18 protein-coding genes, 1 pseudogene and 1 riboswitch are annotated in these 22,392 nt (G+C 42.1%); of the genes and pseudogenes, 13 read left to right on the forward strand and 6 right to left on the reverse strand.

The window, feature by feature from the left end:
* The 12 genes and pseudogenes from ABE28_RS04425 (at position 1) to ABE28_RS04480 (ending at position 14,309) form a co-directional block, all read left to right on the forward strand.
* The gene (locus ABE28_RS04425; RefSeq protein ID WP_064466871.1) at positions 1-987 is read left to right on the forward strand and encodes a heme-dependent oxidative N-demethylase family protein; all 987 of its coding nucleotides are present in this window, start codon (positions 1-3) and stop codon (positions 985-987) included.
* A gap of 14 nt (positions 988-1,001) precedes the next feature.
* Positions 1,002-1,523, forward strand: coding sequence for a hypothetical protein (locus tag ABE28_RS04430; protein ID WP_064466870.1), 522 nt, complete (start codon positions 1,002-1,004; stop codon positions 1,521-1,523).
* Positions 1,524-1,528: 5 nt separating this feature from the next.
* Complete coding sequence (locus ABE28_RS04435) at positions 1,529-2,494, forward strand: PDR/VanB family oxidoreductase (RefSeq protein ID WP_064466869.1); 966 nt, start codon at positions 1,529-1,531, stop codon at positions 2,492-2,494.
* Positions 2,495-2,534: 40 nt separating this feature from the next.
* Positions 2,535-4,028 carry an aldehyde dehydrogenase family protein gene (locus ABE28_RS04440; RefSeq protein WP_064466868.1) on the forward strand — a complete coding sequence of 498 codons (1,494 nt, stop codon included), beginning with the start codon at positions 2,535-2,537 and terminating at the stop codon, positions 4,026-4,028.
* Positions 4,029-4,427: 399 nt separating this feature from the next.
* Positions 4,428-5,717 (forward strand): histidine--tRNA ligase, encoded by a 1,290-nt coding sequence (locus ABE28_RS04445; RefSeq protein ID WP_064466867.1) that lies wholly within the window; start codon positions 4,428-4,430, stop codon positions 5,715-5,717.
* Positions 5,718-5,834: 117 nt separating this feature from the next.
* Positions 5,835-6,033, forward strand: a riboswitch (cobalamin riboswitch).
* 284 nt (positions 6,034-6,317) lie between these two features.
* Complete coding sequence (locus ABE28_RS04450) at positions 6,318-8,030, forward strand: acyl-CoA dehydrogenase family protein (RefSeq protein ID WP_064466866.1); 1,713 nt, start codon at positions 6,318-6,320, stop codon at positions 8,028-8,030.
* A gap of 15 nt (positions 8,031-8,045) precedes the next feature.
* Positions 8,046-8,933, forward strand: coding sequence for an NAD(P)-dependent oxidoreductase (locus ABE28_RS04455; RefSeq protein WP_064466865.1), 888 nt, complete (start codon positions 8,046-8,048; stop codon positions 8,931-8,933).
* Between the two features lie 17 nt (positions 8,934-8,950).
* Positions 8,951-10,405, forward strand: a complete 1,455-nt coding sequence (locus ABE28_RS04460) for a CoA-acylating methylmalonate-semialdehyde dehydrogenase (protein ID WP_064466864.1) — start codon at positions 8,951-8,953, stop codon at positions 10,403-10,405.
* Between the two features lie 94 nt (positions 10,406-10,499).
* Positions 10,500-11,285 (forward strand): enoyl-CoA hydratase-related protein, encoded by a 786-nt coding sequence (locus ABE28_RS04465; RefSeq protein WP_064466863.1) that lies wholly within the window; start codon positions 10,500-10,502, stop codon positions 11,283-11,285.
* 15 nt (positions 11,286-11,300) lie between these two features.
* The gene (locus tag ABE28_RS04470; RefSeq protein WP_064466862.1) at positions 11,301-12,365 is read left to right on the forward strand and encodes an enoyl-CoA hydratase/isomerase family protein; all 1,065 of its coding nucleotides are present in this window, start codon (positions 11,301-11,303) and stop codon (positions 12,363-12,365) included.
* Positions 12,366-12,799: 434 nt separating this feature from the next.
* Positions 12,800-13,213: a VOC family protein gene (locus tag ABE28_RS04475; RefSeq protein WP_064466861.1), complete on the forward strand. Its 414-nt coding sequence runs from the start codon at positions 12,800-12,802 to the stop codon at positions 13,211-13,213.
* A 139-nt stretch (positions 13,214-13,352) separates the two neighbouring features.
* Positions 13,353-14,309, forward strand: a pseudogene (locus tag ABE28_RS04480) (hypothetical protein).
* Positions 14,310-14,466: 157 nt separating this feature from the next.
* Here ABE28_RS04480 and ABE28_RS04485 read toward each other — a convergent pair.
* From ABE28_RS04485 to ABE28_RS04500, 4 genes are all read right to left on the reverse strand, one after another.
* Positions 14,467-15,663 (reverse strand): C40 family peptidase, encoded by a 1,197-nt coding sequence (locus ABE28_RS04485; protein ID WP_083231943.1) that lies wholly within the window; start codon positions 15,661-15,663, stop codon positions 14,467-14,469.
* A 118-nt stretch (positions 15,664-15,781) separates the two neighbouring features.
* Positions 15,782-16,882, reverse strand: a complete 1,101-nt coding sequence (locus tag ABE28_RS04490; RefSeq protein WP_064466860.1) for a GerAB/ArcD/ProY family transporter — start codon at positions 16,880-16,882, stop codon at positions 15,782-15,784.
* Position 16,883: 1 nt separating this feature from the next.
* Entirely contained in the window at positions 16,884-18,053 is a 1,170-nt protein-coding gene (locus ABE28_RS04495) for a Ger(x)C family spore germination protein (RefSeq protein ID WP_064466859.1), read from the reverse strand.
* Positions 18,050-19,534, reverse strand: coding sequence for a spore germination protein (locus ABE28_RS04500; protein ID WP_064466858.1), 1,485 nt, complete (start codon positions 19,532-19,534; stop codon positions 18,050-18,052). Before ABE28_RS04500 ends, ABE28_RS04495 begins: the two co-directional genes overlap by 4 nt.
* A gap of 151 nt (positions 19,535-19,685) precedes the next feature.
* Between ABE28_RS04500 and ABE28_RS04505 the strand changes: the two genes are divergently transcribed.
* Positions 19,686-20,426, forward strand: a complete 741-nt coding sequence (locus ABE28_RS04505) for an alpha/beta fold hydrolase (protein WP_306807327.1) — start codon at positions 19,686-19,688, stop codon at positions 20,424-20,426.
* Between the two features lie 173 nt (positions 20,427-20,599).
* Here the strand turns inward: ABE28_RS04505 and ABE28_RS04510 are convergent, their stop codons facing one another.
* Both ABE28_RS04510 and ABE28_RS04515 read right to left on the reverse strand, forming a co-directional pair.
* Positions 20,600-21,436, reverse strand: coding sequence for a TIGR03943 family putative permease subunit (locus tag ABE28_RS04510; protein ID WP_064466856.1), 837 nt, complete (start codon positions 21,434-21,436; stop codon positions 20,600-20,602).
* Positions 21,437-21,451: 15 nt separating this feature from the next.
* Positions 21,452-22,330 (reverse strand): permease, encoded by an 879-nt coding sequence (locus tag ABE28_RS04515; RefSeq protein WP_064466941.1) that lies wholly within the window; start codon positions 22,328-22,330, stop codon positions 21,452-21,454.
* Between the last annotated feature and the right edge of the window lie 62 nt (positions 22,331-22,392).

A 22,392-nucleotide genomic window follows, 5' to 3' on the forward strand; every position in this document is an offset into this window, starting at 1 on the left:
ATGTTTACACAAAGATTGGATTTCAAAACAACTGATTTAGATACATTCCCATTTCCATTCACTTCCGGTAACTATCGCTATTCCAACGACTTGAAAAGACTTTCCAATATTAACTGTATTGAAGTTACACCAGAATATAGGCTTCAAGTGGAAGCGAAGCGTCGACTTCTTCAGGAACAGCCGCATATAAGGTTTCAATCATTTCCACATACGTTGGAGATGCAATGGGAAGTGTTTGAGATGCTCATCGATATGGCAATTGACCGCTATCCGCAGCATTTCGAGGTCTTAAAAGATGGAGACAATTGGACCTTCAAGAACCATATTTTTGGGGATTCGGATTCTTTCGTATTTGGCGATGCTAGCACTCTTCCAAATGAGCCGTTAGATTATATTGGCCGTCATTTCCATAATGATTTTGTTTTGATGGTTCATCGTGATAGTAATTTTTATTTGGAAGTGGGGCAAGTTTCATATGCCGCCCTTTTCTCAGCTAACTGGAATAAAGGGATGTCCTTTGATGAAATTCATGCACCTGTGCCATTTGTTTCGCGGAAAGGTGATGAGCTGGCAGAGCGCGTCCGGAAGTTTTTATTATCAATCGAGCCCGGTAAGCCATGGACCCGCATCAACTGGAATCTCATGGCGAATCGTTGGGATGTCAACTACGAGACGATGGATGTTTGGGAGCCGCAACGTTCTGAGATTACACCAGAAAGTGCAGGGAAACTGGTTCGTTTGCGTGTTGAAGAACAAAAATTTTACCGCTTGCCTAGAAGTAACGCCATACTCTTCGTATTGAACACGCAGTTCCTGCCGCTTGAAGATTTGACATTGCGCCAAGAGTGGTTTGATCTAACATATAGCGTGCTCCAGGATATTCCGGAACCGATGGCCGAATACAAAGGGATCGCCCCGTTTCTTCCACAATCGGTCGAATATTTGAGGCGGATAGATGAAGAAAGGAAAAGCGAACACCTAAAATAAGGAGGAAGAGTGCCTTGTACAATAGTCCAGTATTGTTCGATAAATCTATTACAATCGTAAATCAATTTACGTCGCGGAATGGAAGAAGAAAGTTTGTCATCATTTCCGATCAAGCCGGATACGAAAAGGCGAAGGTTTTTACAACTGAAATTGCGGATACAATTGCTGTTGAATTCCTGGCCATAAGAGGAGTGGAAGATAGCGAGCGGATTAAGAAATTCATTTTATCACAAAGGATGGGTACCCAATTTTATATTGCAGCTGCCTGGAACAATGCCGTTATGGTATTTAAGCTCGGGGTAGAAGCTGGTTTATCCGAAGACGAGATTCAAGTGGTGATTATCGGCCCAAAACGACGTTACGTATATTGCATGAAATGTTTTGAAGTATCAGGAGTCGAAGAAAAAGCTGAAGTTACTGAATGTGGACAGTGCAAAGCCAGTCTTGAAATTGGACCCTTTTATTCAATTGTACGGGAAGGCTATATTGGTTACCCATTCATTCCGGCCGGCAAAGAAGAAGTAGTAGGGAGCTGACCATCATGCGATTAGTTGGAAATATTCAAATGAAAGTAAACAAAATCATCCAAGAAACAGAATTCGTGAAACAGTTCGAGTTGGTGCCTGTTGATGGTAATCCATTGCCTGCTTTTACAGGCGGATCGCATTTAACCACTTTCATTCAGGCAAGCGGAACGATTTTCGAGAGAGAATACTCCATTATTAGCCATCCAAGAGACCGCAAAAAATATGCCATTTCCATTCGTCGAGACGAAGAGACTCGTGGGGGATCTGCTTATTGGCATGATCATGTAAAGGAAAATACCATTTTGGAAGTCAGTTTCCCTAAAAATAACTTTCCTCTCAGCTTTCGAGCGAAGCATCATGCGTTTTATGCAGCTGGAATTGGCATCACTCCGTTTCTGGCAATGATGGAAGACATGGCTGCCGAGGGCCAAACCTTTGAACTGCATTATGCAGCACGTACACCGGAATTATGTGCGTATCATGAGAGGTTAAAAGTGAACTATCCGAATCAATGCACCTTTTATTTTTCTCAGTCAGAAGAAAAAAGCAGAATGACGCCTGCAACAATGATGGATCATCGTATCGGCACACATGTTTATTTTTGCGGCCCGCGCGAGATGGTACAAGAGTATCGTGAAGCAGCCAGTTCATATGGGTATCCGGAACATGCGATTCACTTCGAATTATTTGCGGCAAAAAATGATGGGCCCCTAAATCCATTCATTGTTGAGCTGACGGATAGCGATCGGTCCATCTCCGTTCATGAAGGGGAAACGTTGCTTGATGCTCTTTTAAGGGAAGGGGTCGATGCACCGTATTCATGTAAAGTGGGCGGGTGCGGAAGCTGTGAGGTAGTGGTCGATGAAGGGGAAGTCGACCATCGTGATTTTTTCCTTAGCGAAGAAAATCGCCAATCTCGCAACGCCATCCTGACATGTTGCTCACGGGCGAAGGGGGATAGGCTTGCTTTAAAACTTTAATGATCCATAGAATCTAAATAATGAATCGGAGGCAAATGATATGACAATATTAAAAACAGCTGTTTTAGATCTGAAAAATTACATTAATGGCAAATGGCAGACTTCCTCTTCAAATGAAGTGGTCCCGGTAATTAACCCTGCTACACAAGAAATCATCGCCAGGGCACCACGTGCGACCATGGAAGAAACGGAAACGGCCATTTCAGTTGCGAAAGCTACATTTGAAAGTGGAGTCTGGTCAGACCTTACGGCACAGGAGCGTGCGTCTTACTTATTTAAAATCGCGGATATAATTGATGAACGCGCGGAAGAATTGACGATTCTTGAGACAATGGACAACGGGAAACTTAAAGCAGAGGCAGCTTTCGATATAGCAGATGCGGCCTCGTGCTTTCGTTACTACGCTGGCCTGGTTCAACATCCGGATGGAGAAACGTATCAGGTTCCCGGTCCGGTGCAAGCGATGGTCGTTCGTGAGCCAGTAGGCGTAGCCGGCTTGATTGTTCCTTGGAACTTTCCACTCTTAATGAGCGTGTGGAAAATCGCACCTGCACTTGCTACAGGCAATACCATTGTGTTCAAACCAGCCGAGGTGACACCTGTTACAGCAACGAAATTATTTGAAATCATAGAGGAAGCAGGCATCCCAAAAGGTGTCGCCAACATGGTGATGGGCCGCGGAACTGTTGTTGGTCAAACTATTGCAGAAAGCAAGGATGTGGATATTGTTTCATTTACAGGAAGTACAGACGTTGGCCGCTCGATCATGAGAGCGGCAGCAGGCAACTTAAAGAAAATTTCGCTTGAGCTAGGCGGTAAATCACCTAATATCGTTTTTGCGGATGCGGATTTAGAAACTGCGGTTGATTACGGATTATTTGGCATCTTCTTCGGTGCAGGACAAGTATGTTCATCAGGCAGCCGCATTCTTGTAGAAGAAAGTATTCATGACGAATATGTAAAACGCTATGTGGAACGAGCGAAAAAAATAAAGGTAGGTCCTGGCCTTGCATCAGACAGCCATATGGGGGCCATTGTCAGTGAAGCCCAAATGAATGGCATTTTAAAGTATATTGAAATTGGCAAACAGGAAGGCGCGACACTGGCAGCAGGCGGTTACCGTCTTGTCGATGATGGTCTTGACAAAGGATTCTTCATTGCACCGACTGTCTTTACCGATGTAACGGCTGATATGCGAATCGTACAAGAGGAGATTTTTGGCCCAGTAGTTGTTATCCAAAAGTTTAAAAACGAAGAAGAAGCTATTAAGCTTGCAAATGACACAGACTATGGTCTTGCAGGTGGAGTCTTCTCCAACGATGGAGCAAGGGCACTGCGTGTGATCAAGAAAGTACGGGCAGGTATAACCTGGGTTAATGATTATCATCCAACATACGTCGAGGCGCCATGGGGCGGCTATAAACAAAGCGGGATAGGACGAAGCTTGGGGAAATATGGCTTAGACGAATACCAAGAAATCAAGCAAATCAACATCAATCTCGATGTAAAACCGATCGGCTGGTTCCCAAACTGACCTATAATGCAAGAAGTGGCGATCCATTCTCCTTTTTTAAAGCAAACAACCTAATCCGGTTACGGATTAGGTTGTTTTATGCTGCCAGGACATCTCCTAAATAACGCATTTCAACAGTGCAGGTCTGCTTCGTCATCATCCAACCGTGATGTAAAAAAACATTGAAATATCCCTTGCAGTATGATACATTAAATGGAAATTAGAGGTGAACAATATGCAGTCCGCTACGAAGAGCATTTCCCTGTCACAATTTCATCATCATATCAAGTAGTCTTGCTATTCGATTTTTTAAAATCGGCAAATAGGAAGGCTATTTATCAATAAACCGCATGGATTAAGTTATGAAAACTTAAATCTAGTGCGGTTTTTTTATTTTAATGAAAATTGGAGGAATGAACGATGCGAAAAATGGATTATCAAAATGTAAAGGGAACGCAAGATTATTTACCGGATACAGAGGTTTTACGAAGGGGGATCAGAAGGACAATAGAAGATGTGTTTATCCAATACGGGTGTAGGCCATTGGAAACACCGATATTGAATTACAAGGGATTGCTAGCTTCCAAGTACGGCGGGGGTGCGGAAATTTTAGAGGAAATGTATACCTTGACGGACAGGGGAGAAAGAGATTTGGCACTGCGATACGATCTCACTATTCCCTTTGCAAAAGTAGTTGCAATGAACCCAAGCATAAGGATGCCTTTTAAAAGATATGAGATAGGTAAAGTCTTCAGGGATGGTCCGATAAAAACGGGCAGGCTTCGTGAATTTACACAATGTGATGTGGATATTGTGGGAATTGAATCTCAAATTGCTGAAGCGGAATTAATGATGATGGCATTGGATGCATTTCGCAAGCTTGATTTAAAAGTAAGTATTCACTATAACAATCGAAAATTATTAACTGGAATGCTTGAATTTTTTGGAACGACAGATGAAAAGATCAATAAAGTGATATTGATACTTGATAAACTTGATAAGATTGGATTGGAGGCAGTTTCGGCGGAGCTGGCAGAACAAGGGCTGCAACCTGCAACCATCAAATACATTAATCGGTTTTTAACCGATGCTGATAATACAAGGTTAGGTTACTTTGCGCCATTAGCTGAACGAAATGAACAAGTTAAGCAGGGATTGGCAGAATTAAAAGAGCTGGAATCTTATTTGGAATTCCTTGGTGTCGATGATCGATGTACATTCAATCCATTTTTAGCAAGAGGGTTGGAGATATATACCGGTACGGTTTATGAGATTTTTTTATCTGATGAAAGCATTAAGTCAAGTATTGGCAGTGGCGGAAGATATGACAACGCCATTGGTGGATTGATCGGAACGAATGGGAGTTATTCGACAGTCGGGATCTCATTGGGACTGGATGTAATTTATACTGCCTTGCTCCCATTAAAGGGAAAAATCGTGGAAAACCCTGATGTGGATTTTTATGTGATCCCGATAAATACCGAAAAGCACGCATTATTGGTAGCAAGACAGCTAAGGAATAAAGGATATAAGGTGGAGTGTGAATTAGGAAAGAAAAGGCTCGGCAAAGCTTTAGATAAAGCAAATAAAGAGAAATTCCGTAACGTCATCATCGTTGGGGAGGACGAAGTGAAAAATGATCAAATAAAAATCAAAGATATGTTCTCTGGCGAAGAAAGAATGGATTCTTTTTCGTTTAATGAAAACTGAGGGATATCGAGTCCTATATTGAAGGGGCTTCAATTCTGAAAATCCTAAGAAAGCTTTTGGTATTAAATGAAATTATTTGTAAATTTTCAAATTATTTGATATGTTTGATTGGAAAATTAAATACGTGTAGAAGCAGGTGTAGATTGATAGTATTTTTTCATCTACATAATAGGGAAGTCGGTTGGAGCCCGACGCTGTCCCGCAACTGTATTTGGGAGCGATTCGAAAAAACCACTGTCTTCAGAAAATGAAGATGGGAAGGTTCGAAAGAGCGATGATCATAAGCCAGGAGACCTGCCTGCTTCAGCACACATCTATACCTACGAGGATAGGGGGTGTTAAGTGCGAGCGATTGATCAGCATGTTTTTGTTTTGTCGTGGAAAAACATGTTTATTTACGTATCAATTCAAACTTAACAACTTCTTCTTGAAGTTGTTTTTTTATTTGACATGATTATCTGAAGCTGGTGAACGCGGAAAGAAGTGCAGGAAATGAAAAGCCTTTGATTCTTTTTGAAAGGGCTTACAATGATGCGGGGAATCATTCAGGTATCGCCTTTGATTAAGTCCTATCGTGAAGTTGAAGTGAGGAGGAAAGAAATGGGTGAAGCGGAACTTCAATGTAATGAATCTTTATTTTCTCATGGTCCGGACATTGCAGTATTTACACCAGAAGATTTTAATGAGGAAGATCATCTTATCTCAAAGACTACAGAACTCTTTGTCAAAAACGAAGTGAAGCCCCTGCTTGAGTCGATTGATCGGCACGATAACGGCAAGGTGAAAAAACTGTTTCGGGAAGCCGGAGAGCTCGGCTTACTCAGTGTGGAGGTTCCAGAGTCATATGGAGGGCTGTCCCTGAATAAAAAGCTGTCAGGGCTTGTAGCCGAGAAGATGGGGTTTGGCGGTTCTTTCAGCGTTTCCTTTAATATACATGCAGGCGTAGGAACTCTCCCGTACGTCTATTACGGAACAGAAGCGCAAAAGCAAAAATACCTGCCAAAACTTGCATCAGGAGAATGGATTGGTGCTTATGCCTTAACGGAAAATAACGCAGGATCAGACGCGCTTAACGCTAAAACGACGGCGGTCTTGAACGAGCAGGGGACAGCATGGCTGCTGAATGGTGAAAAACAGTGGATCACGAACGCACAGGTGGCCGATGTATATGTTGTCTTCGCCAAAACAAGTAACGGCATGACTGCATTCATCGTGGATAGAACGTTCAAAGGGGTTTCCATCGGTCCCGAAGAGAAGAAGATGGGGATAAAAGGATCTTCGACAGCCACTTTAATCTTGGAAGATGTCAGTGTACCCGCAGGGAATGTTCTCGGAAAAGTCGGGCAAGGGCATCATGTAGCATTGAATATTCTGAACATGGCGCGATTGAAGCTTTCCTTCTCAAATATCGGAGCATCGAAGCAAGCATTGGAGCTTGCCGTTAACTATGCGAAACAGCGAAAACAATTTGATCGGCCAATCATTCGTTTTTCCATGATACAAGAAAAAATTGCAGATATGGCAATTGCGATATATGGGGCGGAAAGTGCAGCCTACAGAACGGCTGATAGCTTGGATAAAGTATTCGATAATGGAGAACCTCTCGATGAGCAATTGGTGAAACTGGCAAACTATGCAGCCGAATGTGCTATCAATAAAGTAAATTGCTCCGAAGTACTTGATCGAATAATAGACGAGGCCTTACAGATTCATGGCGGCTATGGTTATATGCAAGAGTATGAAGTGGAGCGATTATATCGTGATGCCCGAATTAGCCGGATTTTTGAAGGAACGAATGAAATAAATCGTCTGACGATTGCCAAACTATTGATGAAAAAAGGACTTCAATACGGCGACACCTGGTTGGCCCCTCTCCTTGATGAGGAGGGAACCAGAAATCAGCACTACATCCATTTGTCTAAAAGACTACTCAACAAATCTTTGAAAGCGCTGATACATGCCAAAATCAACATCCAACAGGAACAAGAATATTCCCGTCTGCTTGCAGACATGATGAAGGAAATTCATGTGATGGATTCTGCGTTCAGGCGTACGGAAAAAGCGATACAAAAGAACGGGATGGAAAAGGAACGGCTGAAAGAGAATATGACCAACGTTATCTGTGAAGAAGCGTACCGCAGAGTTGAAGGGATGGCAGTATTGATTTTAGCGGGAACGGAATCAGATGAAGCGGGCAGAAAAGTGCTGTTGGATGAAGTTCGCAGCCTTGCTGTTCCACTCTTCAGGAATCTGTTTATACAAAAACGGGAAATCGCAGAAAGAATGGCGGAGCAAGAAAAATATAATGTGTGAACGGAGTGAAGCCTTATGAAGAAGATTGGGTTTATCGGGTTGGGCAATATGGGTCTACCTATGTCACGAAGTTTACTTCTTTCTAATTATACCGTGTATGGGATGGATTTGAATGAAGAGGCTGAAATGTCCTTTCATCAATCAGGAGGAACGATTGGCGTATCGGTTGAAAATATGGTGAAACAATGTGATGTGATTCTTACAAGCCTTCCATCAGCTAACGCAGTGGAAGAAGTTTTCCTGGGAGAAAAAGGACTCGTTTATCTCGTTGAATCCGGTGTTATGCTGATCGATACGAGTACCGTAGCCCCTGACCTGAATGTCCGCATCGAAGTGGCTGCGAAGAAGAAGGATGTCGATTTCCTCGCGGCACCAGTCAGTGGCGGTGTGATAGGGGCGGTAAACCGGACGCTCACTTTCATGGTAGGCGGTGCAAAGCCTGTCTTCGATAAAGCACTTCCTTTATTTAATGCAATGGGCGAGAATATCTTTCATGTGAATGATCGAATCGACAGCGGAACGAATACAAAGCTGATCAACAATCTCTTGATCGGATTTTATACGGCAGGAGTGAGTGAGGCTCTTCACCTTGCAAAGAATAGCAATCTTGATCTTGAAAGATTGTTCGAGATGCTGAACGTAAGCTATGGTCAGAGTCGAATCTACGAGCGGAACTATAAGAGCTTTATCGCAAATGATAACTATGAACCTGGATTTTCTTTAGAGCTGCTACGAAAAGATCTTCGTTTCGCACTTGGGCTTGCTGAAAAGAATGGTGTGGAGCTGCCGCTAAGCAAAATCCTTTTTGACCTGTATGAAGAAGCGATAAAGGATGGATATGGAGAAAAGGACATGTCCATCCTTTACAAAAAAATTAGTGAGCATTCGACAAACCGGATATAAGGAGAGGTGGGGGAGTAATGATTACAACAAATATAAAAAGAATGAAGAACCATATCAACGGAGAATGGGTCGATTCCAATGGTACCGAGGTCGAAGAAGTAATTAATCCTGCAACCGGAAAAATAATTGCCTATGTACCTCTGTCGTTGAAATTGGATGTCGATCAAGCTGTACAGGCCGCTCACAATTCGTATCAAGCTTGGTCATTGGTACCTGTGCCGAGCAGGGCAAGACTTCTATATAAATACCTACTTCTGCTTCAAGAGCAGAAAGAACAATTGGCTGAAATCATAACGATGGAAAACGGGAAAACGTTAAAAGATGCCCGCGGAGAAGTACAGCGAGGAATCGAGGTTGTGGAGATTGCGACTGCGGCTCCCACTCTCATGATGGGTGAAGCCTTGCCTGGCATTGCTGACGGAATAGATGGATCGATCTGGCGCTATCCATTGGGAGTGGTTGCGGGCATTACGCCTTTTAACTTCCCGATGATGGTACCGCTTTGGATGTTTCCGCTCGCGATTGCCTGCGGAAACACGTTTGTCCTCAAAGCTTCGGAAAGAACACCGATCCTTGCCGAGAAGCTCGTGGAGCTATTCTATGAATCCGGTTTTCCGAAGGGTGTCCTCAACCTTGTACATGGTGCAAAAGATGTCGTGAATGGTTTACTGGAAAGCGACGACATCAAAGCGATTTCATTCGTAGGTTCCGAGCCTGTGGCAAAGCATGTATATCAAACGGGTACAGCTAGCGGAAAACGTGTTCAAGCGCTAGCTGGTGCCAAAAATCACGCTGTTGTCCTAGCGGATTGCCATCTTGAAAAATCGGTTCAAGGCATTATCGGAGCGGCTTTCGGCAGCAGCGGAGAGCGCTGCATGGCATGCTCCGTTGTAGCCGTTGCCGATGAAATCGCTGATGAATTCATGGATTTGCTCGTTAGTGAAACTCGTAAACTGAAAACGGGAGAAGGGAGATCGGAAGATAACTTTGTTGGTCCGCTGATCCGTGAAGTCCACAAAAACCGTGTGCTTGATTATATTGATAGCGGGGTCAAAGAAGGGGCTGCGTTACTAGTCGACGGGAGAAATCCGGGAGTGGAGGAAGGGTACTATGTCGGAGCTACCATTTTCGACCATGTGAAACCTGACATGAAAATATGGCAGGACGAAATTTTCGCTCCAGTATTGAGTGTTGTACGCGTCAAAGACCTTGATGAAGGAATCAAGCTCACCAATCAGTCGAGATTTGCCAACGGCGCTGTCATCTATACGGCAAGCGGCAAAAGCGTCCAGCAGTTTCGTGACAAAATTGATGCTGGCATGATCGGTGTGAATGTCAACGTACCAGCTCCAATGGCGTTCTTCTCTTTCGCTGGGAACAAAGCCTCCTTTTATGGAGATCTTGGAACGAACGGAAAAGATGGGGTCCAATTTTACACACGTAAAAAAGTGGTAACGGAACGCTGGTTCTAACGCTGGCTTTCTCAGAAAAGAGATCCTTTATTTGTGGCAAAAGCCTACTGGAGGATTCTCTTCTATTTAACAGCCATCATGGGAGGGATGAATTGTGAACTACAAATACAAAAAGGTCGAAAAAGAAAATTTCATCACGGTGGTTACATTGAACAATCCACCCGCAAATACACTTTCTTCTTCCTGTATCGCCGAATTGCGAATCCTTCTGCAGGAGCTTGGGCGGGATGAAGAAACAAGAGCCATCATCTTGACAGGAGCAGGTCGTTTCTTTATAGCAGGGGCGGATATAAAAGAATTCGTCTCAAAATTAGGCGATCAGGAACAAGGCTTGGCACTTGCTGAAGGAGGACAGGCGCTATGTGATGAAATCGAAGCCCTAAAAAAGCCTGTCATTGCTGCAATAAATGGTCCAGCACTTGGCGGAGGGCTGGAGCTGGCAATGAGCTGTCATTTCAGAATCGTATCAGAGCAAGCGACGGTAGGTCTGCCGGAATTAAAGCTTGGACTTATTCCGACGTTTGGCGGCACACAGCGGCTACGCAAGATAACGGATACGGCAACGGCATTGGAGCTTATCCTGACGGGCCGCACCCTTCTTGCAAGTGAAGCCGTGGAGCTAGGTATTGCCCAGTTAGCTGTAAAAGAAGCTGAATTGTTAAAAACGGTAACAGCTATTGCCGCCTCATTTGTGGAAGGAAAAAGCATGACTAGTGTGATGCGCGCTGTGGAATGTATCGTTCAAGGAAGCAACGAGAGCATGGAGCAAGGATTGGAAAGGGAGCGAAAAAGGTTTGCGGAACTGTTTCTGACAGCTGATGCCAAAGAGGGAATTCATGCATTCGTCGAGAAACGAAAACCAGACTTTAAACATATCTAAAAAGGAGTAGATGGAATGTCCGGTGAAGTTGTGTTTTCCGTTAATCAAAATGGTGTTGCCATAATGGTTTTGAACCGTCCGAAAGCGCTCAATTCATTATCACATGAGATGGTACGGGCCATCGGTGAACAAATGATGAAATGGAAGGCAGACCGTAACGTATCGATCGTTATCATAAAAGGGGCAGGTCCAAAAGGGCTTTGTGCAGGCGGTGATATCAAGACTCTCTATGAAGCTCGTTCGTCTGAAACAGCCATGCGAAAAGCCGAGGATTTTTTCGAGGTAGAATATGAGACCGATATGGCGATCCACCAATTTCCAAAGCCGATCATCGCTTACTTAGATGGAATCGTGATGGGTGGAGGCGTCGGACTGACATATGGGGCTAGTCACCGAATTGTAACGGAGCGGACGAAGTGGTCGATGCCTGAAATGAATATTGGCTTTTTTCCGGATGTAGGAGCAGCCTATTTTTTAAACAAAGCCCCAGGGCAATTAGGCCATTATCTCGCTCTAACTGCGTCTGTTATACAGGCTCCCGACGTACTCTATATGAACGGTGCAGATATATTTATGAAAAATGAGGCGATGGAGCTTTTTAATGAAAAAGTAGAGCATACGGATTGGTCCAAGGTAAAAGTTGATGAAAAGCTAAATCAGCTAATCGATGAATATCGAACACAGACATCTCATGTGAGCAAGCTTGCTTCTTTTCAAAAAGAAATCGATCAACATTTTGCGTTTGAAACAGTCGAAGGAATTCTTCAGTCTCTCGAACGGGGGGGAAGTGATTTTTGCACGAAAACTAAAGAGCAGCTTCTTGCCAAATCCCCTTTTTCATTGAAAATCACGTTAAAGCAATTGAACGACGGTAAAAATAAAACATTGAAAGAATGCTTTGCAACCGACCTTTTACTGGCAAAGAACTTTTTGAAGCATGGTGATTTCTATGAAGGCGTGCGATCCATCCTCATCGATCGAGACCAATCGCCGGACTATCAATACAAACATGTTTCAGAGGTAACGGCCGATATGGTGGATGATTTTTTTAAAACAACAGCTCCGTACAAGTGGGTGTGAGTGTTAAGTTTACTATTTGAATAGCATCGTCGTTTACTCAAGGACTGTTTCAGAATGAAGAGTCTTGAATAAAAAAGGCTGTCTGGGAAATTTCAGGCAGCCTCTTTATCTCAAGGCCCTAGTTGCTAAAAAATAGTCTGGGAAGAAGCAATCAATTTGAAGAAATATTATAGAGCTGAAGCGGAATTCCAATCCTTATTATCAATAACGATTTGCCGATGCATAATCATTTAGATGAAAATTTTTTATAATACCACGATTCCAACAATTTTTTTTCGTCGTTCTATAGTAAAACCTATCAACCAATTCCCCCTCCCAAACAACCCATTTTTTATGTGACTTTCTTCTTGTTTTACTCATTTGGTATAATGTGTTTATTATAAAATTACTTCATTAAGTTTTAAGTATGAAAGAATCCAGAAAGGGATGGGAAAATGGATACTGAATGGCCAAGTGAAATGAGAGTAGCCCAAATCCGTGTTGCACGTCCGACTGATCAACTGGAAAAGGTGACGAGTTTCTACTGTGAGGGGTTAGGTTTGCAAAAAATAGGTTCCTTCGAAGGGCACGATGGATATGACGGTATAATGATTGGACTTCCTGCTTCAAACTATCACTTAGAGTTTACCCAGCATAAAGATGGCAGTCCTTGTCCAGCTCCAACAAAGGATAATTTGCTTGTCTTATATATCCCTGAAAGCAAAACGATTGAAGAAATCACAAATAGATTGAAACGTTTGGGGTATGATTCAGTATCTCCAGAAAACCCATATTGGGAAAAATCAGGTGTTACGATTGAAGATCCAGATGGTTGGAGAGTTGTATTGATGAATTCGCCGGGTATTTGAATGAGAGGATACTGTAACTGGCAGATAAATAGTGTCATAATCAACACTCTTAATTGACAGATTATACCCATTAACATCTTCTTGGTAAACGGATTGGTGAATCATCCTATAAAGGAAGGGTGGAAGGGAAGCGGATCGGATGGATGATGTAATGTTGAAGGAAGGGCTATCAATCATATCCCGATGTAAAAAAGAAACGGGCGACATTTGGCAAGCACATTTTGGTGCGGCTGCCATTGCTGGTCACTTTTTTGTGAAGGATAATGAACTGACTGAAAATTTGGCTCAACTTGTTTTTTCGCAGCTGGAATCAATGATCGAGAGTCAGTGTATGGAGAGGAATCAGTATGATCCTGTAAGGGAATGGGATATGGAAAAGGCTGAAGGCAGCATTCTTCAAGCACTTGATAAAACGGTCGATCGACTCCACTGGGTGGGACATAACGTCATTTATGGCGCCATCAGTCTATTGGCCCTCCGGGAACTAAAAGAAGGTGGGGCAAAGGCATGCGGCGACCTTTCTGGAATAGGCGATCTTATCCTCTCATTCGAAAACTCGATTCCGGGACGTTCCTGGATCGGTTATTCGGCTGCTGAAGTCAAAAGGTTCGAAATTACAAAAGAAGATGACATGCCCATGATTGAAAATCCAAATGACCTCTCCCTTTTCGTGCTGGAGGAATTGGCGTATTTCCCAATCATATATCGAGCGGAATCACATCATGACTTGATAGGACATATGATCACTTTTTCTCACGCATTGAACATATTATTCGATGCCGGCCATGTTTCCTTGTTCCATAGAGGGCTCCTGCCTTTGCTCAAACTGGTTAAAGCCCTTCGAGGCAGCAGGGAAGTCAAATTAGGGGATGCGATAAAGTTATTTTCACCCGTTGATCAGTTGCCGCTGCAAAAAGCGGCGCGGTCGCAATGGCTGCCAACGGAGTGCGCGTATTGGACAAAGGTCCATGGCAGGAATGGTTGGGATTTTGGTCATACCTTTTAATTTCCTTTTAGTTTTTATGATCATGTAAGACGTGTGGGCAGGGTAAAGGCTCCATACATAGAAAATTTTCGCTATATTATAAATCAGTAGCTGTAGGAAAAATGTAAACGAAGGGCAAATGGCGGGAGCAGCCCCTGGAAGCGACAATCAGATTAGTTGCTAACATAATCGAAAAAGGAAAAGCGTCCCGGATTTAAATCGAGAACGCTTTTCCTTTTTCAGTTGAATGGAGGTAGTTAAAGCTAGATCAGTTCAGGACACGAACCGCTTTTACGAATCGGGGTCCCCAGTAAGAACTGTTGATGTTTGCATAAGAAACGCCGTTGGATGTGGCAGCATTAAGCATTTGTCCATTACCAGCATAAATGCCGACATGATTGATTACGCCATCATCATTCGTATCAAAAAATACTAAATCGCCTTTTTGAAGGTTGTTCGAAGATACGGATGCACCTGCCCGGGATTGAGCCAATGATGTTCGGGGCAGGGAGATGCCTGCAGCCTGGAATGCTTTTAAAGTGAATGAAGAACAATCAAAAACGTCAGTTCGTGATGTGCTCGCCCCATACATATATTTAGCTCCCATATATTTAGCACCAGCAGTCAAAACTGCATTCACTTTGGCAGATTTTGTCGTCGATATCGATGGTTTATTAGCTGCTGAGGATAGGGACTTTCCGGAAACAATGATGCTTTGGCCGATTTTTATGCGATTTGAATTGGTAATCGCAGGGTTTAATTTAAGCAAGGCATTTAGCGATAAGTTATATTTTTTTGCAATGGAAGATAAACTATCTCCCAGTTTGACCACATGTTTTTTTTCGGAAGTCTCCTTATTCACATTGCTGCCGTTGTTCATGGTGGTGATTGTGACCTTCAAGACTTGTCCAGGAAAAATCAATGATTCCGTCAAGCGATTTACAGATTTTAATTGTTGGAGAGTCATATTTTTAGCTTTGGCAATTTGACCGAGGGTATCCCCGGATTTGACTGTGTAAGTACCGGTTGAGCCGCTTTTGCTGGCATTCGAGTTAGTTGGGATGGCTTGTCCGGAAACACGGATGGTTTGGCCGATATAAATGCGATCTGAATTGGAAATCGTGGGGTTTAATTTAAGTAAGGCACTAAGGGAAAGATTATTTCTTTTAGCGATTGTAGATAAACTATCCCCCAGTTTAACTACGTATTTCGTCGTTGTATCGCTACTTTTATTCGTATTTTTGTTAGGGCCATTAATCTTTAAGACTTGCCCAGGATAAATGAGGCTGCCAGTCAAGTGGTTGGCGGCTTTTAGCTCCAGGACAGTTGTTTGATTGGCTCTGGAAATTTTATCAAGGGTATCCCCGGATTTAACTTGATATGTGCTGGCATAAGCTGAACTGCTAGCGAATAAGGTCCCTGCAATGGTACCTGCAAGAATGAAAGAGTTTTTCGAATTGTTCATTTAGGAAAGTTCCTCCTGATGTGGTAAATAAATATGCAACATTTATAATTATAAGGCTATAGGGAGGAAAAACCATGATATTTTTAATAAAATATTATTTTTCAATATTTTGATTGTTCTATTTTTTTAGCCCCTTCATGAATATAATGATGACGATTAATAAGGGCACAACTATTTGAAGAGGTACATGCAAAAGGACTGGTATAAGTTCAAGGCCAATTTTTACATGGAGGGAATTATTGTCCGAGTATAAATAAGATAAGGCGATAATGGCAATAAAGATCGAGGAAACAAGACCATTGTCATTCACTTTCCATTTATTCATGCAATCCTTGGCAACAAAAATGGCTGCAAAAGTGAATACGGTAATTTTAAAATAGCAGCCAATCATGAAAATGATGACAGCCATTATATCCAAGCGCTGGAAAAAACCAATCAAGCCAATATGTTCTATCGTCGTAACAAGTGGATAAGAATAAGATTTTGCCAAATCAGGGTGTAATACGCCAATCGTTAGGAAAGAGAAAATGGATAGTAAAAACATTGAAAGGATAATGACGATGCTGCCGCCTTTTGACAATGCCTTTTTCTCCTTCAAAAATGGGAGCAACGCTAAAAAAACAACCAATTCACCATAAGGAAACGTGACTAGTGTAGGGAAGACGGACTTTATGATCTTATTGACGTCCAATGAATGGAAGGGCAGTATATAATCAATGTGAAAATTGCTGCTTAATACAATGAAAAACGGGATGAGCAAGAGAAATAAAATGGTGACGAACCCGAAAATCACAGCTGACCGTACAAATGGCTCGAGTCCTTTTGAATACGTATAGATAATGATTAAGAGGATGGTGAATTTTATGAAGAAGGGATGCATATTGTGCAGCAATGTACTATTGATGAAATGGACGATATCATTTAACACCCTGGATGCGATGTATGCAAAATAGACGATATAGATAAAGGAAATGATGAATCCAAGATGCTTGCCGAATTGGGCAGTAAGTATATGGTTAAGACCTTGATGGCCATTTTCATTCCAGATATAAATGTATAGATTGAATAGAAACAAGCCCGTTATGCCTGCAAGCAAATTCGCCAGCCATGAATATTCACCTGCATCAAGCCCAAGTCCTAAAATGATGGCGCTCCCAAGGAGGAATAGCACCATTACAAACTGCATTTCTATGATTCCAACTAAGGGTTTTCCCCTCATATTAGTCACCTCTTGACTTGTAATTTCCTACATTCTGTATGGTGATATTAGAATGGACCTCCAATTGGGCATTCTTGATGCTTGTTGCCCACTCTTCTTTCAGGTTATTCCATAACTTGGGCTCATTATTTTCTATGGAATGACCTAATCCAAATGGATCTAGTCCATAGCTTTGGGCAATGGAAAGGATCTTGTTTTCCTTGCTCTGTATCGTTTTATTGATTTGCATTTCTAGCTGGCTGATCGTTTCAGGCTCTTTCAGGTTTCCATGGCAGTTGTACTGACGTATGTCTCCTGTTAGATTAAGGGTGTATTGAAAAATGTAATTATTTTCGACCCTCTTGTATTCTTTCTTCTTGACATGACCATTGAATAATTTGAAGGCGAATTTTTTTGAACCTTCTGGACAGGTGGATTCGATTATGAATCCTGAAGATTTTCCGTTAAGTAATTGAAGAAATAAAGAATCCCGGTAATCCAGGAATTTTTTCAGGTTCTCATTCTTAAATAATCCAAACCCGCCAAATACAATGTGGGCAGGGTTTGTTGTATTGAGATTGCCACGTTTCCTTCCTTTTTGAAGATCGCCTTTCAATTCGATATAAGGTAATGAAATATCTTTGCCGTCCTCCAATAAGTCCACTTTTATTTCGCTCGCATTGTTTAAGGCATGTCTTCCCAATTTATTCAATGTATTCGTAATCTCAAGGGCAGAATAGCCTTCAACAGGTGAAAATATTTCCAATAACTCACTTGCTTTGTTTCCTTTAGTGGTAATGATTAATGCATTAGCTGGAATATCGGGAGAATGCAGGATATATTCAACGATTTCTTTCGTTTTGCCCTTCCGTGCCAATTCTTCCCCCAACACAATGATTTGCTCTTGTTTTAAGTCCAGGTACCTCGATGTATTCATCGATATCTTTTCCAATGCCGTATCTATCGTTTTTCCTCTGGCCTTATACACGATGTAAGGGGAGTTGTTCAATAGCTTTTCACCGGAAATCTCTCCTGGATTGATAAGTTGCAAGGAGACGACGTAGCCTTCCTTTTCATAGTCAATTCCAAGTGCAAATGAAAAGGACGTTTGGTTCAATTCATGCTTATCCTCTTGAGAGAAGAAAATGGATGCAACGGATAAAATGATAAAAATTATATAGAGGTATTTCATTCATTTCCCTCATTTTTTTGATTATTGTTCAGGTCATCTTTGCTGTATTTTTTTGTTGTGCCGATAATTTTTTTTAATGGAAGCCGAACGAATGTGTCCTTTAAATCGACTGTTTTTACGGGAGCGATGGGGGATAGGTAGGGGACCCCGAAGCTTTTTAAACTGCATAAATGATTAACCAGGACAAATGTGCCGAGCATGATTCCATAAATGCCGAATATACTTGCTAAAAACACGAAAATAAACCGGATCATTTTAACGCTATTGGCAAAGGGGTGTATCGGTACGGCGAAATTCAATACATACGTAGCTGAAACGACGACTAATGAAGCAAGCTGGACCAATCCTGCATCAGCAGCGGATTGACCTAATATTAATGTTCCGATGATGGAAAATGCTAACGTGATTCCAGTGGGCAATCGTATCGAACTCTCTAAAACCACTTGAAATAATAACATGAACACGATCACTTCCAGTACTACAGGTAAAGGAACGATTTGGCGCTGGGCTGCCAAATTAATCAATAGTTCACTTGGGATCAATTCCTGGTGGAACAAGGTAAAGGCAATGTAAAATGGGATTAAATAAATGGATACGATGAAAGAAAAAATCCTTATCAATCGGGTCATTTCGAACAATGATTTTTCATAATAGTCTTCAGGTGATTGCAAGAATTGAATGAATAGAGCAGGAACGATCAGGACGTTTGGAGATCCGTCACAAACTATCGCAATCTTCCCCTCCAATACATGACCAGAGGTAACATCCGGACGCTCCGTGGTGAATACCAAGGGAAAGGATGTTATCTGATCGCCGCTGATGCTTTCTTCTATATAGGAAGAATCCAAGATGGATGAAAGCTCGATCGAGTGCAATCTGTCCCTGAGGGTTTCCAATATTTCATGATCGACCTTATCTGCTAGATACATAAGGGAAATACTTGTATTCGTTTCCTCTCCAATCGTTTGTTCTTCGATCACTAAGTTTTCATTTTTAAGGCATCTCTTTATTAGTGAAATATTATTTTTAGCAAGTTCCGTAAAACCGATTTGTGGCCCTTTCAATACGCGCTGGGACTGGGGAAAAGTAAACGCTCTGTCCTTCCAGTCTTCTGTATCAGCGGAAAGGCATTGATTGAATCCGTCAATCAGTACGATCGTCTTTCCGTTCGTCAGGTGACTGATGAGGTCATTCATCGCATAAATGACCTGGATATTGGCTATTTCAATCGTATTGGTAATATCATGGATTGGATGAACAGCAGACATTTCGTTCATTTGTAGCAATGGACGCAAAATATGCTCCTGAATGGCAGCCTTATCAGCGATGGTTTCTAAATAAATCATGCAAATTTCCTTCTTCACCTCTAATAACGGTGGGGAAATCATTCGGATGATCAATTCCTTATTCAGTTGGAAGGATTGCTTTATGGTAGCGATATTGGCTTTTAGGGAATCCGATAAATTTTCCATACTCTTCATGGTTTTTCCCCTTGTTTTCTTTTGAGGTTAATATAACCAATTTCCTGTTGAATATTCCCATCGGTCACGATCGGCTCATGACTTCCTTGATTTTTACTCACTGAAGGGTATGATTAGAATATAGTTGAAATGAATGGTTAAGGTGAGGTCGATGATGAAGAAAATACTAAAATATGGTTTTATAAGTGTGATAGCTGTCGTATTGATTGCTTTTGGCGGGTTCTATATTTGGTCTGAGCAAACCTATAAACCAACCGAGCAGTTGCATGCTTTAGTCAACGAGAAGGAATGGAAGGCTCAAGACGGCTTTGTCACCGTTGAACCTGACAAAAGCAATGGGACCGGGATCATCTTATATCCCGGAGCCAAAGTTGAGCCTGAAGCCTATGCATATTATGCAAAGCAATTGGCAGCGGAAGGGTACACGGTCATGGTTGCGGACGTTGCCTTTCATTTTGCCCTATTGGATATGAACAAGGCAGCAGATGCTAAAAAGCTATTCCCGCAAATGAAACATTGGTATATCGGAGGTCATTCCTTAGGGGGCGTGGCGGCCGCCTCTTACGCTTATAAGCATCAGGATGAGGTGGAAGGGATTATCTTCCTTGGATCTTACCCAAGTAACTCAAGTGACTTTGCCGAAACAGATATGCCGATCCTTTCCTTGTACGCTGAATACGATGGACTGTCAACTGTAGAAAAAATTAAAGGAACTAAGCACTTGCTATCAAAAGAAACGACCATGCATGAAATCAAAGGGGGAAATCATGCCCAATTTGGAATGTACGGTAAACAAAAAGGGGATAAAGAAGCCAAAATCTCCGCAAGCGAACAACAACGGGAAATGGCCATGACCACAAAGAAATGGCTTGATGAGCTTGAAAAGAAATAACGTGAGCGTTAAATGCGACAGGACCTTGATCAGGAAGGTCCGCCAAAGAAAAGGCTTCATAGGCATAGGCGGCACTCCTGTATAAAACAAATGACGTTCCGGGCGAATGTCATCGCAAAAACCAAAAAAACTGGAGGCAACTCGAATTGGGTTTGCCTCCAGTTTTTTTGGTTTTAGTATTGTCTATACACATAGGGGTCATCAGGTTCAGCCATTTTGCTTTTGGATGAAACCTTGAGTACTGGTATGGTTTTCTTGAATGGCTGATAATACATAGTTTCCACCTCACCTGTCACGGAATACCACTCATCATTTTTAGGATGCTTCCCTTCAGGAAATTCGATTAGCATGCCGAATACTCCGGAGTCAGCGACACAATGAATGACTCCAAAACGAAACAGGAAAATCTGGTTTTTAGCCAAATCGGCTGAATGGTACGAAAATCCTGTCATCGTAATTTTTTTACCGGTGAACTTTCCTGGAGAGTAATAGATAGCTTCCAAATCAGTAAGGTAGTTTTTATCGGTCAACTGAAGGCTATCGTGTTTACCTAGGCTTTTGAGCGATTGATCCATTAAAGTTAAATAGTCATCCTTGCCGTAATAAAGGCTAGTGTCCGGCTGCAGGAATTGATGCTGGCTATATTCATCCGAATCATCGTACACCGGAAAATGGAATCCTTTTTTTTCTACGATATTGGAATCCATTGTGGCAACAGGCAAAAAGAGACCAGTGAAGATAGGTAATGAAAAGAGTATATACGTAACTGGCTTTTTCCATTTCTTGTTATCTCTGGAGTGGTCATGGCCGCAATGGCAATCATCACACTCCTCCTGATCCTCTTCTTTGAAATATAAGTAGGCTCCCATTAACGTGAAAATGGCCAGTATATAGATGGCGATCTGCGAAACATAAGAGTACTCCATATTAATGTATTTTGATATATTCCCTGAGGCGTGTAAGTGCATGAATAAAAAAGTCAGTCCAAGTAAAATGAATAATCTTCCCATATAAAAACACCCTCTTTAAGAAATAAACAATAAAGTTAAACCAAGTACGGCGATGAAGATATAAGCCATCAAACATAATACGAATTTCGTTTTGAATGTACCTAACAGCATGATTGTATTTTTAATATCAAACATGGCCCCAAATACTAGGAAAGCAACCAGTGAAGAAGGGGAGAAGGTGCTTCTAAAGGAACTTGCCACAAAGGCATCCGCTTGAGAACATAGTGACATGACATAAGACAAAGCCATCATGACCACATTCCCTGAGAGGTTTCCGTGTCCAATTTCAAGCAAAACGGATGTTTTCAAAAAGGTCTGAATGGCAGCGGCCAGGAGTGCACCGATGATTAAATACTTTCCTACAGAGAAAAACTCTTCGATTGAATGCTTGAACATCCCTGTTATCTTGCCTTTAGCTGTAAGGGAATGCTGATGTGTATGCGCGATGTGTTCAAGTTTAAGCTGATTGGTCTTGAATTGGAAAGAAATGATGACAGAAATCAGTATGACGACCAAAAGTGCAATGCCGCCACGATAGAGAACCATGCTCCAATCATTCCCAAATGCAATATAAGTTGAAAAAAGAACAATAGGATTCAATATAGGTGCAGAGAGCATAAAGGCTATCGCCGCTGAAAGTGGAACGCCTTTAGCGATCAAGCGGCGGGTGATCGGGACGATCCCACACTCGCATGCAAGAAAGAAAATTCCTGCTCCTATTGCGGATAAGACAGATAAAATCGGATTCTTCGGTATGATCCTTGCAATCATCTCTTCCGACACAAAAATTTGGATGATTCCAGAAATAAGGACCCCCAAAAGGATGAAGGGAAGGGATTCTATTAAGATGCTGATAAATATCGTATTCATTTGCAAAAGGGTTTGAACGTTCATCATTGACCACCTCCCGTAAAGCTGACTTAACCATATTAGGTTCGTGATGAATGGAAGTCAAT

It is taken from the genome of Peribacillus muralis (assembly GCF_001645685.2).
In the GTDB taxonomy this organism is placed as follows: domain Bacteria; phylum Bacillota; class Bacilli; order Bacillales; family DSM-1321; genus Peribacillus; species Peribacillus muralis_A.